14 protein-coding genes are annotated in these 15,720 nt (G+C 72.9%); 11 read left to right on the forward strand and 3 right to left on the reverse strand.

Going from position 1 to position 15,720, the window contains the following annotated elements:
• Nucleotides 1-38: 38 nt before the first annotated feature.
• Nucleotides 39-974, forward strand: coding sequence for a LysR family transcriptional regulator (locus ABZ937_RS05340; RefSeq protein ID WP_361685885.1), 936 nt, complete (start codon nucleotides 39-41; stop codon nucleotides 972-974).
• A 54-nt stretch (nucleotides 975-1,028) separates the two neighbouring features.
• Here ABZ937_RS05340 and treY read toward each other — a convergent pair whose 3' ends face one another.
• Nucleotides 1,029-3,398 (reverse strand): malto-oligosyltrehalose synthase, encoded by a 2,370-nt coding sequence (treY, locus tag ABZ937_RS05345; protein WP_361685887.1) that lies wholly within the window; start codon nucleotides 3,396-3,398, stop codon nucleotides 1,029-1,031.
• 63 nt (nucleotides 3,399-3,461) lie between these two features.
• On the opposite strand from treY, the gene ABZ937_RS05350 reads away from it, so the two are divergent.
• The 3 genes from ABZ937_RS05350 (at nucleotide 3,462) to ABZ937_RS05360 (ending at nucleotide 4,932) form a co-directional block, all read left to right on the forward strand.
• Nucleotides 3,462-3,878 (forward strand): hypothetical protein, encoded by a 417-nt coding sequence (locus ABZ937_RS05350; RefSeq protein WP_361685889.1) that lies wholly within the window; start codon nucleotides 3,462-3,464, stop codon nucleotides 3,876-3,878.
• Nucleotides 3,879-4,381: 503 nt separating this feature from the next.
• Nucleotides 4,382-4,693 carry a hypothetical protein gene (locus tag ABZ937_RS05355; protein WP_361685891.1) on the forward strand — a complete coding sequence of 104 codons (312 nt, stop codon included), beginning with the start codon at nucleotides 4,382-4,384 and terminating at the stop codon, nucleotides 4,691-4,693.
• Between the two features lie 5 nt (nucleotides 4,694-4,698).
• Nucleotides 4,699-4,932: a hypothetical protein gene (locus ABZ937_RS05360; protein WP_361685893.1), complete on the forward strand. Its 234-nt coding sequence runs from the start codon at nucleotides 4,699-4,701 to the stop codon at nucleotides 4,930-4,932.
• Here the strand turns inward: ABZ937_RS05360 and glgX are convergent.
• Nucleotides 4,929-7,040, reverse strand: a complete 2,112-nt coding sequence (glgX, locus tag ABZ937_RS05365; RefSeq protein WP_361685895.1) for a glycogen debranching protein GlgX — start codon at nucleotides 7,038-7,040, stop codon at nucleotides 4,929-4,931. The two genes, ABZ937_RS05360 and glgX, sit on opposite strands and share 4 nt — an antisense overlap.
• Nucleotides 7,041-7,237: 197 nt before the next feature.
• Here glgX and ABZ937_RS05370 point away from each other — a divergent pair, with 197 nt between their 5' ends.
• The 4 genes from ABZ937_RS05370 to ABZ937_RS05385 all read left to right on the forward strand — a co-directional run bounded on the left by ABZ937_RS05370 (nucleotide 7,238) and on the right by ABZ937_RS05385 (nucleotide 11,637).
• The gene (locus tag ABZ937_RS05370; RefSeq protein ID WP_361685897.1) at nucleotides 7,238-8,053 is read left to right on the forward strand and encodes a Tat pathway signal sequence domain protein; all 816 of its coding nucleotides are present in this window, start codon (nucleotides 7,238-7,240) and stop codon (nucleotides 8,051-8,053) included.
• 54 nt (nucleotides 8,054-8,107) lie between these two features.
• Nucleotides 8,108-9,454, forward strand: a complete 1,347-nt coding sequence (locus tag ABZ937_RS05375; RefSeq protein WP_361685899.1) for a copper amine oxidase — start codon at nucleotides 8,108-8,110, stop codon at nucleotides 9,452-9,454.
• Nucleotides 9,455-9,570: 116 nt separating this feature from the next.
• Entirely contained in the window at nucleotides 9,571-10,809 is a 1,239-nt protein-coding gene (locus ABZ937_RS05380) for an SAV2148 family HEPN domain-containing protein (protein ID WP_361685901.1), read from the forward strand.
• Nucleotides 10,810-10,911: 102 nt separating this feature from the next.
• Nucleotides 10,912-11,637: a 3'-5' exonuclease gene (locus ABZ937_RS05385; protein WP_361685903.1), complete on the forward strand. Its 726-nt coding sequence runs from the start codon at nucleotides 10,912-10,914 to the stop codon at nucleotides 11,635-11,637.
• 13 nt (nucleotides 11,638-11,650) lie between these two features.
• Here ABZ937_RS05385 and ABZ937_RS05390 read toward each other — a convergent pair whose 3' ends face one another.
• The gene (locus ABZ937_RS05390; protein ID WP_361685905.1) at nucleotides 11,651-12,514 is read right to left on the reverse strand and encodes an aminoglycoside phosphotransferase family protein; all 864 of its coding nucleotides are present in this window, start codon (nucleotides 12,512-12,514) and stop codon (nucleotides 11,651-11,653) included.
• A gap of 164 nt (nucleotides 12,515-12,678) precedes the next feature.
• On the opposite strand from ABZ937_RS05390, the gene ABZ937_RS05395 reads away from it, so the two are divergent.
• From ABZ937_RS05395 to ABZ937_RS05405, 3 genes are read left to right on the forward strand one after another with little or no spacing between them, the layout of a single operon-like run.
• On the forward strand, nucleotides 12,679-13,602 hold the full coding sequence (locus ABZ937_RS05395) for a sugar ABC transporter permease (RefSeq protein ID WP_361686126.1): 924 nt from the start codon (nucleotides 12,679-12,681) through the stop codon (nucleotides 13,600-13,602).
• Nucleotides 13,599-14,432 (forward strand): carbohydrate ABC transporter permease, encoded by an 834-nt coding sequence (locus tag ABZ937_RS05400; RefSeq protein WP_361685907.1) that lies wholly within the window; start codon nucleotides 13,599-13,601, stop codon nucleotides 14,430-14,432. Before ABZ937_RS05395 ends, ABZ937_RS05400 begins: the two co-directional genes overlap by 4 nt.
• The gene (locus ABZ937_RS05405) at nucleotides 14,432-15,703 is read left to right on the forward strand and encodes an extracellular solute-binding protein (protein ID WP_361685909.1); all 1,272 of its coding nucleotides are present in this window, start codon (nucleotides 14,432-14,434) and stop codon (nucleotides 15,701-15,703) included. Before ABZ937_RS05400 ends, ABZ937_RS05405 begins: the two co-directional genes overlap by 1 nt.
• Nucleotides 15,704-15,720: the final 17 nt, after the last annotated feature.

A 15,720-nucleotide genomic window follows, 5' to 3' on the forward strand; every position in this document is an offset into this window, starting at 1 on the left:
CACAGTCCTTATGGGCGGACGGGGGAGGGGACGGGGAGTTGAGCCTGCGTCAGATGGAGTACTTCGTGACGGTCGTCCAGGAGGCGTCGTTCACCCGCGCGGCGGACACCCTGCACGTCACCCAGCCCGCGCTCTCGCACCAGATCAAGGCACTGGAGAAGTCGGTCGGCGGCGCGCTGCTGGAGCGGCTGCCCCGGGGCGTGCGCCTCACCCCCATGGGCCGCGCCTTCCTGCCGCACGCCGAACTAGCCGTCCGCAGCGCCGCGCAGGCCCGCCGGGCGGCACGGGCCACCGTCGGCGCCGAAGGCGGGGAACTGCATGTCGCGGCCCTGCACTCCATCGCCGTCGGCGCCCTGCCCGACGTGTTCGCCCGCTGGCGCGCGGCTCACCCCAGGGTCCTGCTGCGCCTGCACGAGTACGCCACCGCCGAGGCCCTGGAGGAGGCCGTGCAGCGCGGCACCGCCGACCTCGCCGTCGGCCCCGAGCCCACCGGCCGGCCCGGCACCGTCGTCCCCGTCGGCGAGGAGGAACTGGTCCTCGTCGTGCCGTTCGACGACCGGTTCGCGGGCCGTACGACGATCACGCTCCCGGAACTCGCCGACCGCCCCTGGATCCGCTGCGCCATGGAGCCCGTCGTGCACGGCGAGCGCTTCCTCGACTGGGCCTGCGGGCGGGCCGGGTTCCGGCCCCGGACCGCCGTGTGGACCGAGCACACGTCGACGGCCGTCCGGATGGCCGCCGCCGGCGTCGGGGTGTGCGTCGCGCCCGCCCACATCGTGCGGGGAGCCGTCGGCGAGGACTGCGTGGTCCTCACCCCCGACCCGGCCTGGAAGCGCACCCTGGCCGTCTACGCGCGCGTGCCGCCCACCGGGGCCGCGGCGGCCTTCGTGGACCTCCTGCGCGCCACCTGGCCGGCCCTGACGACCACCGGCCCCTACGAACACTGCGAGGCGCCCAACACGCCCACCGGATGAACCGCCCCGCCCCCTCGACACCATCGCCCGTGCACAACCCAGTGCGCCGTTCCCTCAGCCCGTCCCGACCCGCTCCAGCAGGACCACCGGCAGGCGGTCCAGAAGGTCCGCCACGCGCGCGTGGCCGATGAACTCCCGTCCTGGTGCGAGCACGTCCACCCACCGGCCGGGTGGCAGCGGCAGCCGTGTCTCCCGCCAGCCGCCCGCCTCCGCCAGCCGCAGCGACAGCCGGGTCACCGCCGTGACCACCTCACCGGAGCGCGCGAACGCCAGGCAGTGCTCGGCCGCCGGGCCCTCGGCGTTCAGCGGGTCGTACGACGCGCCCGCGCCGAAGGCGTCCGGGCGCCGCGCGCGCAGCCGCAGGGCCGCCGCCGTCAGCGCGGCCTTCTCGCCGGGCGCCCGGGGTGGGAACGCCGCCGGCCGCCGGTTGTCCGGGTCCACCAGCGCCCGGTACTCGCCCTCCGTGCCCTGGTACACGTCCGGCACCCCCGGCATCGTCAGATGGACCAGCGCGGTGCCGAGGGCATTGGCCCGCACGTGCGGCTCCAGCGCCTTGCGGAACGCGGCCACGCGCTCGCCGGGCGGCCCGCAGGGCCCCGCGCCGACGAAGGCCGCCACCGCCTCCTCGTACGGCGGCTCCTGCTCGGTCCAGCTGGTGTACATGCCCGCCTCGCGCACATGCTTCAGCAGCGCCCCCTGGACGCGTTCCTCCTCCGCCGGCCCCAGTCCGAACACGGTCTGCCAGGCCGCCCAGGCCAGCTGCCCGTCCGGCACGCCCTCCTCGGCGAGGGTCACCTCGGCGAGCAACTCGGCCCAGCGGACCGGGCATTCGGTGAGCACGGAAAGCGCCGCGCGCACATCGGCACTGCGCTTGGTGTCGTGCGTGGTGACGACCGTACCGGTGAGCGGCCAGTCGCGCTGCACGCGCGCGCAGTACGCGTGGAAGTCCTCCGGGGACACCCCCGGGCTCCCCGGGTCGCCGCCCACCTCGGCCGCCGACAGCAGCGGAACGTAGCGGTAGAACGCCGTGTCCTCCACCGACTTGGCGCGCAGCGCCGACGCGGTCTGCGCGAACCGGGTGCGGAACTCCACCCGGTCGGCGTGGTCCGGCGCCGCCGCGTCGCCGGGCGGCTCGACCAGCAGCCGGCGCACGATGTCGACGGCCTCGGCCTCCTCCGGCACCACGAAGGCCAGCCGGGCCTCCTCGGCGGCCTGCTCCGTGATCACGGTGGAGGCGTCACCGGAGGCGTACGGCCGGTAGACCCGCAGCCGGACCAGCAGCTCCTCCACGGCCGTGCGCAGCGTCCAGGGAGCGCGGTCGCGCAGCGAGAGGTCGGGCGAGGCGGCGCACAGCCGGGCGGCCACCCGGGTGAGCCGGTCGGTCTCGGTGGCCAGTTCGTGCGTGAGCACCTTGTAGGCGGCCCGCCGGGCCGTGGCCTCCCAGTTGCCGCCCCGGTCCGTCTGCGGCGCCGCGAACGCCCGGTACCGCCCGAGCAGTTCGTACGCCCCGGTGCGGTCCGTGAACAGGCCGTCGACGTGCCGCAGCGCGTCGTAGCCCGTGGTGCCCGCGACGGGCCAGGAGGCCGGCAGCTGCTCGCCGTCGGCCAGGATCTTCTCCACGACCGTCCAGCGCCCACCGGTCGCCTCGTGCAGCCGCGCGAGGTAGGCGTCCGGGTCGGCGAGCCCGTCGGGATGGTCGACCCGCAGCCCGTCGATCACACCCTCCGCCAGCAGCCGCAGGATCGTGCCGTGCGTCGCGTCGAACACCCCGGGGTCCTCCACCCGGAGCCCGATCAGCTCCGAGATGCTGAAGAACCGCCGGTAGTTCAGCTCGGTGCGGGCCAGCCGCCACCACGCCGGGCGGTACCACTGGGCGTCCAGCAGCTCCGGCAGCGGCAGCTGCTCGGTGCCCGGGCGGATCGGGAAGGCGTGCTCGTGGTAGCGCAGGACGTCACCGTCGACCACCAGGTGCGCCAGCTCCGAGCCGACCGGGCCGCCGAGCACCGGCAGCAGCACCCGGCCGCCCTGCGCCTCCCAGTCGATGTCGAACCAGCGCGCGTACGGCGACCCGGGGCCGTCCCGCAGCACCTCCCACAGGGCGTGGTTGAACCGGGGCGCCAGCGCCATGTGGTTCGGCACGATGTCCACCACCAGGCCGAGACCGTGCTCCCGCGCGGTGCGCGCCAGCGCGCGCAGCCCCTCCTCGCCGCCCAGTTCCGCGCGCACGCGCGCGTGATCCACGACGTCGTAGCCGTGGGCCGAGCCCGGGACGGCCTCCAGGACCGGGGACAGGTGCAGATGCGAGACGCCGAGCGACGCCAGGTACGGTACGGCCGCTTCGGCGGCGGCGAACGGGAACGTGGGCTGGAGCTGCAGCCGGTAGGTGGCCCTGGGCACCCCCGGTCCGGGTCGCGCAGACGTCATGGGAACCTACGTACCCCGCTCACCGCCTTTCGTGTCATCCACCTCTGCCCGGATCACGCACGCGTGCCTACGTTCGAGCGATGGGGACACAGGGGAAGCCGGGGCGGCGCCGGGCCGCTGCTGCCGTGCGTGTCGTTCCTGGGGCGGCTGCCGACGGCCACCGTCCAGTTCGGCAGCGTGCTGCTCGTCGCCCGCACGAGCGGCTCCCTCGGCGCGGCCGGCCTGACCGGTGGCGCGCTCGCGCTCGGCCAGGTGGCCTGCGGGCCGCTCGTGGGGCGGCTCGCGGACCGGCACGGCCAGCGGCCGGTGGTGCTCACGTTCTCGCTCACGAACGCCCTCGCCGTGGTCGCGCTCGTCACCGGCGCGCTCGCCGGCCTTCCTGCGCCCGTCCTGGCGCTCCTGGGGGCCGCCGCGGGCGCCACCGTGCCGCTCGTCGGCCCGCTGGCGCGCACCCGCCTGGTCGCCCTCGCCCGTCGCTAGGGCGCCCCCGAGGCGACGCTCGGCGCCGCGCTCTCCTTCGAGAGCACCCTGGACGAGCTGTCGTTCGTCCTCGGCCCGGCACTCGTCGGAGTGGCCTCGGTACTCGCCCATCCGGCCTACGTCATGGGCGGCGCGGCCCTACTGGTGGCGCTCTGCGGCACGGGCTTCGCCCTACACCCGACGGCCCGCACGGCCGCCCCCGCCGGCGCGGCTCCCGGTTCGGCCCGCGTGGCCCCCGGTTCGATCCCTGCGTTCGAGTCCGCGCGCGTGGATGTGGACTCGGCCTGCGTGGTCGATCCCGCGCTCGTAGGCCCCGGTGCAGCCCGCCCGGTCGACCCCGCACGCGTCGATCCCGACGAGGCCCGCGTGGATCACCCCCACGCGAGAAGGCCCCCGCCGCGACACCCCGGGGCGCGAATCCCGGCCCAGGTTGGACCCCCGGTGTACGCCGAACCCCCGACCCCCACCACGGACGCACCACACGCCCCCCGATGCCCCGTTGCGTGCCCGCCCTGCTCCTCGTACTCGTCCTCCAGGATGCGATGTTCGGTGCCTGTCAGGCCGGGATCACGGCGATCAGCGCCCGGCTCGGGCAGGCGGATCAGGCCGGGCTCGTGTACGCCGCCATGGGGGTGATGAGCGCCGCCGCGGGGTTCGCCATGGCCGCCGTACCGGAGCGCATCGGGCCCCGGGTGCGCTGGCGGCTGGCGACCGGTGCCGCCTTCGCGCTCTCCCTGCCGCTGCTCGGCACCACCGGACTGCCCCGCCTGTACGCCGTCGTCCCGTCCTCGGCATCGCCTACGCCCCCCACCTGATCACCGTGTTCGGTCTCCTGGAGCGCGCGGTTGCGCCGTCCCGGCCGGTCGAGGCGATGGGGATCGCCACCAGCGCCCTCGTCTGCGGCCAGGCCCTGGCGGTCGCCGTCACCGGCCGCCTCGCCGAGTCCCACGGCTCCTCGGCGGCCTTCGCGGCGGCGAGCACGACAGCCGGCCTCGCCTTCGTGCTCGCCCTGACGGTCCGCCCGACGACGTACGCCGGAGGTCCCGAAAGCTAGGCCGGCCGCTGCAGCACCGTCAGGCTGCGGTCCGGCAGGGTGACGCGGTCACCGGCCGAGACCTTCGCGCCCGTGCCGGACGGCACCCCGTCCGGGTCGGCCGTGTCGACGACCACCTGCCACTGCCGTCCGTGGTCGACGGGCACGACGAAGTCCAGCGGGCCCGGCGAGGCGTTGAACATCAGCAGGAAGGAGTCGTCGGCGATGCGCTCCCCGCGCGGACCGGGCTCGGAGATCGCGTTGCCGTTCAGGAACACCGTCAGCGCGGACGCCCGCGCCGAGTTCCAGTCCCGCTGGGTCATCTCCCCGCCCTCCGGGGTGAACCAGGCGATGTCGGACAGCTCGTCGTGGGTGCCCTCCACCGGACGGCCGTGGAAGAAGCGGCGCCGGCGGAAGACGGGATGGTCACGGCGCAGCCACACCATCGCGCGCGTGAACTCCAGCAGTTCGCCCTCCAGCGACTCCGGCCAGTGCAGCCACGACACCTCGTTGTCCTGGCAGTAGGCGTTGTTGTTGCCGCGCTGGGTGCGCGCGAACTCGTCGCCGTGGCTGATCATCGGTACGCCCTGGGACAGCATGAGCGTGGCGACGAAGTTGCGCATCTGCCGGGCGCGCAGCGCGAGCACGGACGGGTCGTCGGTCTCGCCCTCCACGCCGCAGTTCCACGACCGGTTGTGGCTCTCGCCGTCGCGGTTGTCCTCGCCGTTGGCCTGGTTGTGCTTCTGGTCGTACGAGACGAGGTCGTGCAGGGTGAAGCCGTCGTGGCAGGTCACGAAGTTGATCGAGGCCAGCGGGCGGCGGCCGTCGTCCTGGTAGAGGTCCGAGGAGCCGGTCAGCCGGGAGGCGAACTCGGCGAGCGCACGCGGTTCGCCCCGCCACAGGTCCCGCACGGTGTCGCGGTACTTGCCGTTCCACTCGGTCCACAGCGGCGGGAAGTTGCCCACCTGGTAGCCGCCCTCGCCCACGTCCCACGGCTCGGCGATCAGCTTCACCTGGGAGACCACGGGGTCCTGCTGCACCAGGTCGAAGAACGACGACAGCCGGTCCACCTCGTGGAACTGCCGGGCCAGCGTGGCCGCGAGGTCGAAGCGGAAGCCGTCGACATGCATCTCGGTCACCCAGTACCGCAACGAGTCCATGATCAGCTGGAGCACGTGCGGGGACCGCATGAGCAGCGAGTTCCCGGTGCCCGTGGTGTCCGTGTAGTAGCGGGGGTCGTTCGCGAGCCGGTAGTAGGACGGGTTGTCGATGCCCTTGAAGGACAGCGTCGGGCCCAGGTGGTTGCCCTCGGCGGTGTGGTTGTAGACGACGTCCAGGATGACCTCGATGCCGGCCTCGTGCAGCGCGCGGACGGCCGACTTGAACTCCAGGACCTGCTGGCCGCGGTCGCCCCAGGAGGCGTACGCGTTGTGCGGGGCGAAGAAGCCGATGGTGTTGTAGCCCCAGTAGTTGCTCAGGCCCATGTCGGCCAGCCGGTGGTCGTTCACGAACTGGTGCACGGGCATCAGTTCGAGCGCCGTCACGCCGAGCTTGGTCAGGTGTTCGATGATCGCCGGGTGGGCGAGCGCCGCGTAGGTGCCCCGCAGCTCTTCCGGGAGACCGGGATGACGCATGGTCAGGCCCTTGACATGGGCCTCGTAGATCACCGTGTGGTGGTACTCGGTGCGCGGCGGCCGGTCGTCGCCCCAGTCGAAGTACGGGTTGATCACCACCGAGGTCATGGTGTGCGGCGCCGAGTCCAGGTCGTTGCGCCGGTCGGGCGCGTCGAAGTGGTAGCCGTACACCTCCTCGCCCCATCGGATCGAGCCGCTGATCGCCTTCGCGTACGGGTCGAGCAGCAGCTTCGCCGAGTTGCAGCGCAGCCCGCGCGCGGGGTCGTACGGGCCGTGCACACGGAAGCCGTAGCGCTGTCCGGGCATCACGCCCGGCACGTACGCGTGCCGCACGAACGCGTCGCTCTCGCGCAGTTCCACCGCCGTCTCCGAGCCGTCGTCGTGCAGCAGACACAGCTCTACTCGGTCCGCGGCCTCCGTGAAGACCGCGAAGTTGGTTCCGGCGCCGTCATAGGTGGCGCCGAGCGGATACGCCTCTCCAGGCCAGACCTGCATGGATACGACTCTCCCAGGTGTGCCGTCCGGCTGGGGCCGCGTCGGCCCCGCGTCTCGTCCGAAAGTGACGCAACCTCCCGTGGCTTACGCGCCTCTTACCCAGCGACCAGTGCGCACGGCGGTTCTGGTACCCGCCGTGCGCCGAAGCAGCGGGGCAGAAACGTACTCCCGGGGATCAGGGGGAGTAGGGGGAAGATGTGCGAGACACAGTCCACCGCCATCTGGGCAAAGTACTGACCGGTGCGGCTCTGGCGGCGGCGGGGACCGCCGCCATGGTCGCGGTCACTCTGCCGGGCACGGCGGGCGCGGACGAATCCGGAGGGGCCGCCGGCGGCGGTACCCGGGCCGCGGGGCAGGCCGGGCAGGAGCCCGGCGCCGCGCCGCCCGGCGTCGTCGAGCAGGCGCCCGCCGAGGCACGGAAGGGCACGGGCCGAGACCCGCTGACCGGCGACGAGATCGGGCGGGTCGAGAAGATCGCCGCCGCCGGACAGCTTTCGGCCACGGGCCGGGACGTCGACGGAAGCCGCGGAGCGCAGCGGCTGACCGTCGACCTCGCCGAACCCGAGGACGGCGAGTCGGACGACCCGGACGCGCCGCGGCGGGCCGACGTGACCTTCTACGACTACAAGACCGACACACTCGTCACCCGGACCGTCAACCTGAAGACCGGCAAGGTCGAGCGGACCGGCACCCAGCACGGCGTCCAGCCGCCGCCGAGCCGCGCCGAGAACGCGGAGGCGGCCCGGATACTGATCGCGGACCCGCTGGGCGCGGGCCTCAAGGCGGACTACAAGGACGCCACCGGCAAGGAACTCACCTCGCCGGACCAGCTGCAGCTGACCGGTGGCATCTACGAGGCCGCCCCGGGCGCCCAACCCGCGGTGCTCGACAAGTGCGGCGCGCACCGGTGCGTGCGGCTGTTCTCCAAGGTCCTGAACGGGCCGTGGATCGACACCAGGGACCTGGTGATCGACCTCAGCGCCCGCAAGGCCGCCGCCCTCGACCGCGGCTGACGCGCCGCCGCCCGTCCTTCACACCCGTACCTCCGGCAAGGGAGTCAGCTCTTCATGCCTGAACAGCACCAGCCCGGCGGCGCCCGGCCGCGAACCGCCGGCCGTGCCGCCCGCAAGACCGCGGCCGTCGGACTGACCCTGGCCGCGCTGGCCGCCGGCGCGACGACGACCGCCGGCCCGGCCGCGGCCCGCCCGCAGACCGCTCCCGCGGCGGCCCCCGGCTGCAGCGCCGCCTACACGATCGAACAGAAGCTCTCCACCGGCACGACCTGGCGGATGTGCTGGCACTACGACAGCAAGGCCGGCCTCGTCCTGGAGAACGTCTCCTACCAGCCCGAGGGCGAGAGCAAGCCGATCAAGGTCCTCAACAGTGCGAGACTCGGCCAGATCCACGTCCCGTACGACGACGGGAAGCACGAGTACTACGACCTGACGGGCCAGGACTTCGCCCAGGAGCTGCAGGAACTGGCGCCCGGTGAGTGCCCCGGCGGCACCATCAAGACCGTCCGCGTCCCGGACGGGGACCCGCGCCACCCGAACGTCAAGGGCCTGTGCACGACCACCCGTTCGCGTGGTCACGCCTACCGGATGCACGACCTCTTCCAGCCGGACAAGACCTACCAGAAGCAGGGCAAGGACCTGCTGGTGTACACGGTCAACCAGGTCGGCTGGTACGAGTACATCACCGAGTGGCGCTTCCAGGACGACGGCACGATCAACATGAACATCGGCGCGACCGGCAGCCTCTCCTACGAGGACTACAACGCCCAGGACGGCCGCGGCTGGCCCATCGGCAAGGGCGCCAGGGACTACGCCACCAGCCACAGCCACAACGTGTTCTGGCGGCTCGACTTCGGCCTCGACGGCTCGTCGAAGACCAAGGTCGAGCAGTACGACTCGGTCGTCAAGGCTCCCGCCTCGGGCCGGGAGGGACCGACCGCCAAGACCACCCGCACCAAGATCGCCAAGGAACTCGCGGGCGACTACAAGACCTACCGCTGGTGGCGGGCGGTCAGCGCGACCGGCAAGAACAAGGACGGGCACGCCCGTTCGTACGAGCTGGTCCCCGGGCCCACCACCAAGTACCCGGGCCGCGCCTTCACCAAGCACGACCTGTACGTGACCGAGTACAACAAGTGCGAGCTGTTCGCCAGCAACAACCTCAAGTGCGGCGACGGCCACCCCAAGTCCGTCGACAAGTGGGTGGGCGGCCAGGCCCTCACCCACCCCGTGGTCTGGATGAACGTCGGCTTCCACCACATCGCCCGGGACGAGGACCAGCAGCCCATGCCCGTGCACTGGCAGGGCTTCTCCATCGCCCCGCGCGACGTCACGGCTATGAATCCGCTCACTCCGAAGGACCTGGCATGGGAGAACGGCCACTGGGAGCCGCGCAGTTGAGCTGAGCACTCGGGAAACCGACCTGTCCATCCGGCTGCACCGCCGACCGCTCGCGGAGTACCCTTCCTTGATCGTTGAGACGGGAAAGGCCCGGGGGAGCGGAAGGCGGTGCACGGGTGGGCTCGGGAGGGCTGGAGCTGCCTCCTGGTGACGAGGGTCACGAGGGGAACTCCACAGACGTCCCGCCCGGCGCGGTGTCCCTGGCCCGGCCGATGGACGCGGGGTCCATCGGGCCGGAGCTGGACTGGGACGCCGACGCCTGGCGCGAGGTGCGCACCCGCGCTCAGCGGGCCGGCCGGGCCTACATCTGGCTGAACCTCGTCGAACAGCGGCTGCGCGCGGTCGTGGCCGCTGTGCTGCGGCCCATCTACGAACCCGTCCACGGCGACGAGTGGGTGGTGGCCGCGGCCGGCCCGGCCGGGCAGGAGTGGGTGCAGCGCGCGGTCGCCGTCCGCGAGGTCAGCCGCCGCAAGGGCTACCTGCTCGACCCGGCCGACGACAACGTGCTCAGCTTCCTCACCCTGCCGCAGCTGCGCGAGCTGGTGGTGCAGCACTGGCCGTGCTTCGAGCCGTACTTCGACGAACGCCGGGACCTCGAACTGGCCCTGGACGAGCTGGAGGTGACCCGCAACGTCGTCTCCCGCAACCGGGCCCTGTCCGAGGCGGTGCTGAGCCAGGCCGAGCGGGCCTCCGCCCGGCTGCTGGAGATGCTCGGCGCGGGCGGCGACGTGCCCTCGGCGCGCCGGCTGCCCGTCGACGCGGTCGAGGACCTGGTCGGCGACCGGTACGCGGACGTCGTCGCCGTCCACCCGGACCGGGTGCGGCTCATGCGCCAGTTCCCGGCCGAGGACATCTTCGGCGGCGCCCGCCGGCTCGACGCCATCGGTATCGGCCTCAACCTTCTGGTGCAGAACTTCTCCGGGCGGCGCCTGGTCCGGCTCGCCGAGTCCGGCTGCCGGGTACGGCTGCTCTTCCTCAACCCGGCCTCCAGCTCGGTCAAGCGCCGCGAGCGCGAGCTGGGGATGAAGCGGGGCGAGCTGAGCCGCTCGGTCGAGATGAACATCCTGCACATGCGCCGGGTGCGGTCCCGGCTGCGCGACCCGGGCGCCTTCGAGATCCAGGTGTACGACGAGACGCCCCGCTTCACCGCCTACCTGGTGGACGGCGACGGCGCCGACGGCATCGCCGTGGTGCAGTCCTATCTGCGCGGGGCGCGGGGCATGGAGTCGCCGGTCCTGGTGCTGCGCAACGGCAGTCGGGTGGTCAAGTCGGACGACGTGGGCGAAGCTGGGCTCTTCCCGACATATCGCGAGGAATTCGAGCTGGCTTGGGCTGATTCGCGCCCGGTGTCCTGAACTGTCGGTCGCGGGAAGCGGAATGCTGTCCTCGGATTGTCAGTGCCGCGTGCGATGGTGGAGGCCACTGGGGGAAAGCACCACCAAGAAGGGGGGCCGCCCATGGGCTGGCACCGGGAGCTGCTGATCGGCTTCGACCTGGAGACGACCGGGACCGATCCGCGTGAGGCACGCATCGTCACGGGTGCCGTGATCGAGGTCAGGGCCGGTGAGCCCATGGGGCGCCGGGACTGGCTGGCCGATCCGGGCGTGGAGATCCCGGCCGACGCGGTCGCGGTGCACGGGATCAGCAACGAACGCGCGGCGGCCGAGGGCCGCCCGGCCGACCAGGTGGCCGACGCCATCGCGGACGTCCTGGTGTCCTACTGGACGGCGGGAGTCCCGGTCGTCGCCTACAACGCGGCCTTCGACCTCACCCTGCTCTCCGCGGAGCTGCGGCGCCACGGCCTGCCGTCCCTCGCCGACCGGCTGGGCGGCGCCCCGCCCGCCCCGGTCATCGACCCGTACACCATCGACCGCTGGGTCGACCGCTACCGCCGCGGAAAGCGGAATCTGGAGGCGGTCTGCGCCGAGTACGGCATAGTCCTCGACGCGGCCCACGACGCCACGGCCGACGCCCTCGCCGCGGCGCGGCTCGCCTCCGCGATAGCCGACCGCCACCCGAAGATCGCCTCCCTCGGCCCGGCGGAACTGCACCGCCGCCAGATCGAGTGGTACGCGCAATGGGCGGCGGATTTCCAGGCGTTCCTGCGGCGCAAGGGGGAGGCGGACGCGGTGATCGACGGCACGTGGCCCCTCCGGGAGCTGACCGAGGGCCAGCCGGCGTAGACACCGGGCACGCTCAGAACGGATACCACCGCACGGTCTCGTCCCCGTCCCGCAGGGACGCCACCCGGCGGCGGAACTCGGCCAGCGCCTTCGGGTTGGCCGGGGCGTGCTGGGCCACCCATGCGCAACTGGCCGTTTCCCGGGCGCCCCGCAGTACGGCGCAGCCCTCCCACTCGCGTACGTCCCACCCGTACGCCTCGGTGAAGGAGTCGTACGCCTCGGCGGGCAGCCCGTACCGGTCGCGGGAGAGAGCCATGACCACCAGGTCGTGCTCGCGCAGATCGGCGGAGAAGGTCTCCAGGTCGACCAGGACCGGCCCGTCCGGCCCGACGTGCACATTGCGGGGCAGCGCGTCGCCGTGGATCGGCCCCGGCGTCAGCCGCGGCGTCAGCGCCGCCGCCCGAGCCGCGAAACCGTCGCGGCGCGCACGCAGGTAGGCCGCGTCGTCCGGGTCGACGGCGTCGCCCGCGAGCCGCAGCCAGCGCTCCACGCCGCCGAGCAGATCGCGGGGCGGCAACGCGAACGAGGGAGAGGGGAGGGCGTGCACCCTGCGCAGCAGTCCGGCCAGGTCCCGTGGCCCGGCGGGCCGCACCGGATCCGGCAGCCGGTGCCACACGGTCACCGGGTGGCCGTCCACCAGCAGCGGCTTCGGCTCGGCCGCCCGCACGGCGGGTACGTCCGCCTCGGCCAGCCAGCCGGCGATGGCCAGCTCGCGCTCGGCCCGCGGCAGCAGCTCGGCGTCCCGGCCCACCTTGACCACCACGTCGCCGGCCGCGAACACCGCGTTCTCGCCGAGGGCCAGGAGCCGCGCGTCCCGGGCCGGGCCCGGCAGCACTCCCGCCGCGGCCAGTACGTCCCGCGCGCGTGCCTCGTCCATCCTGGTGCCTCCGTGCCCTCGTCCCGTGCCGTGTGTCCGGTCCTCGGCCAGTCTCGCATTCGCACAGGTCGGCCGCCGTGCGCGGTCCCTTGACGAGGTGCCGGGCCTTCACGACCATGAACACGCCAACCGGAGCAGGCAAAGGGGCTGATTCCGTGACATCAGTGGCCGAGGCGCGGACTCCAGCGGTGGGAACGCGGCGGCGGGCCGGCCGCCGGATCGCCGATCGCGGCACATGGTTCCTGGTCCTGCCCGCCCTCATCCCGATCCTCGTGCTCAGCGTCGGCCCGCTGCTCTACGGCATCCTGCTGGCCTTCACCGACGCCCAGTCCGGCCGGACGGCCGCCACCCGCTGGATCGGCACCCTCAACTTCCAGGACCTGCTGCACGACACCCTCTTCTGGGAATCGTTCCGGATCGGACTGGTCTGGGCCATCGGCGTGACCGTGCCCCAGTTCCTGCTGGCGCTCGGCCTCGCCCTGCTGCTCAACGAGGACTTACGCCTGCGCGGCCTGGCCCGCGCTCTCGCGATCGTGCCCTGGGCGATGCCCGAGGTCGTCGTCGGCATCATGTGGCGGCTCGTCTACAACCCGGACGCGGGCGTCCTCAACGAGACACTGCGCGACCTCGGCCTCGGCTCCGGCCGGGACTGGCTGAGCGGCCTGGCCACCGCGCTGCCCGCGGTCATCGTCGTCGGTGTCTGGGCGGGCCTGCCGCAGACCACGGTCGCCCTGCTCGCCGGACTGCAGAACGTCCCGCGTGAACTCCACGAGGCGGCCGCGGTCGACGGCGCGGGCGCCTGGCGCCGCTTCCGCACGGTCATCTGGCCCGCGCTGAGGCCGGTGGCCCTCGCCATCACCGCACTCAACCTCATCTGGAACCTCAACTCCTTCGCCCTGGTCTATGTGCTCACGAGCGGCGGCCCCGGCGGAAAGACCCGGCTGCCGATGCTCTTCGCCTACGAAGAGGCCTTCCGCTACGGCCAGTTCGGCTACGCCGCGGCGATGGGCTGTGTGCTCGTCGCGGTGGTCTCGATCCTGCTCGCGGTGTTCCTGGCCGGACGGCTGCGAGGCGGTGACGAGGCATGAGGACCCGCCGAACGGCACGCGCCGGCCAGTACGCCGCCCTGCTCGCGTATCTGCTCTTCCTGGCCTTCCCGTTGCTGTGGCTGCTGTCCACCGCGCTCAAGTCCCCGCGCGAGCTGGGCAGCCTGCACCCGAGCTGGATCCCGCGCCACCCCACCCTGGCCAACGTCCGGCAGGCCTTCGCCGAGCAGCCGCTGGCGCACGCGGCCCTCAACTCCCTGCTGGTGGCGCTCGGCACCGCCGTCGTCGCCGTACTGATCGCCACCCCGATGGCCTACGTCATGGCCCGGCACCGCACCCGGCTGGCCCGGGCAGCCTCGGGCTGGGTGGTGGTCAGCCAGGCGTTCCCCTTCGTGCTGGTGATCATCCCGCTGTTCCTGGTGCTGAAGAACCTGCGGCTGATCGACTCGCTGACCGGACTGGTGCTGGTGTACGTGGTGTGGGCGCTGCCGTTCGCGCTGTGGATGCTCGTCGGCCACGTCCGGGCGGTGCCCGCCGAGCTGGAGGAGGCGGCGGCCGTCGACGGAGCCGGGCGCCTCAGGACACTCGTGTCGGTGACGGCACCGCTGCTCGCGCCCGGCATCGCGGCGACCGCCCTGTTCGCGTTCGTCACCGCGTGGAACGAGTTCTTCTTCGCGCTGGTGCTGCTCAAGAGCCCGGAGAGACAGACCCTCCCGGTCGTCCTCACCCACTTCATCGGCGCCGAGGGCGTGGCCGACCTCGGCCCGCTCGCCGCCGCCGCGTTCCTCGCCACCCTGCCCTCCGTGGCCGTCTTCGCGCTGGTCCAGCGGCGGATCACGGGCGGCCTGCTCGCCGGGGCGGTGAAGAGCTGATGCGCACCCTCGCCAAGGCACTCGTCGTCCTCCTGCTCCTCGCGGGCTGCTCGGCACCGGGACACCGCGACGGCCCGATCACCCTGCGCTTCCAGTCCCTGGCCTGGCAGCAGGAGTCCGTCGCCGCCAACAAGGAGCTGGTGAAGGAGTGGAACGCGAGCCACCCGGACGTCAAGGTCGAGTACGTCCAGGGCAGTTGGGACAGCGTGCACGACCAGCTGCTCACCTCCTTCGAGGGCGGTGAGGCCCCGGACGTCATCCATGACGCCTCCGACGACCTGGCCGACTTCGCCTACGGCGGCTACCTCACCGACCTCACCGGACTGCTGCCCGCGCGGCTCAGGTCCGACATCCCGCGGACCAGCTGGCAGACGGCCACGTTCGGGCGCGGTGTCTACGGCGTGCCGTTCCTCCAGGAGCCCCGGGTGCTGATCGCCGACGCCCGCCGGCTGCGCGCGGCGAAGGTGCGCATACCGACGCCGGAACACCCCTGGACCTGGGCGGAGTTCCGGCAGGTCGCCAAGAAGCTCAGCGGACCGGGGACGTACGGCGTGGCCTGGCCGCTGAAGGAGCCCGTCTCCGCCACGCTCAACCTGTCCCTGTCGGCGGGCGGGCGGCTCTTCCACCGAGGTGCGGACGGCAAGGTCACCGTGCGGTTCACGGCCGGCGACGCGGTCGTGCCGAGCACCGTCCACGACCAGATCGCGGTCGACCGCAGTGCCCCCGCGTCGACGCTCGGCAGCGGGGGCTCGGACACCCTGCCCGGCTTCTTCGCCGGGCGGTACGCGATGGTCCCGCTGGGCTTCTCCTACCGCCAGCAGATCGTGCAGCAGGCCCCCGAGGGCTTCCGCTGGGAGGTGCTGCCGGCCCCGGCGGGCGCCGACGGGCTCACCCAGGGCGTCAGCCCGCAGACCCTGTCCGTCTCCGCCGACTGCCCGCACAAGAGGGAGGCGGTCGCGTTCATCGACTTCCTGCTGCGGCCGAAGAACACGGTCCGCCTCGCCCTCGGCGACTGGATGCTGCCCACCGGCACCCAGGCGCTGCGGGACCCGGCCCTGCACACCGCCGAGAACGGCTGGGCCACCGGCACCGCCCTCGCGACCCGGCTCCGCCCGGCGCCCGCGCAGTCCGTGCGCGGCTACCCGGAGTGGAAGGACAAGGTGGCCACCCCGGCCTACCAGGAGTACTACAGCGGCGCGATCGGCCTCGCCGAGCTGCGCCGCCGCCTGGAACGGGACGGCAACCTGGTGCTGGCGCGCTACCAGCGCTGAGCGACCGGCAACGCGAA

The sequence above is a fragment of the Streptomyces sp. NPDC046727 genome (genome assembly GCF_040645635.1).
Taxonomy (GTDB): domain Bacteria; phylum Actinomycetota; class Actinomycetes; order Streptomycetales; family Streptomycetaceae; genus Streptomyces.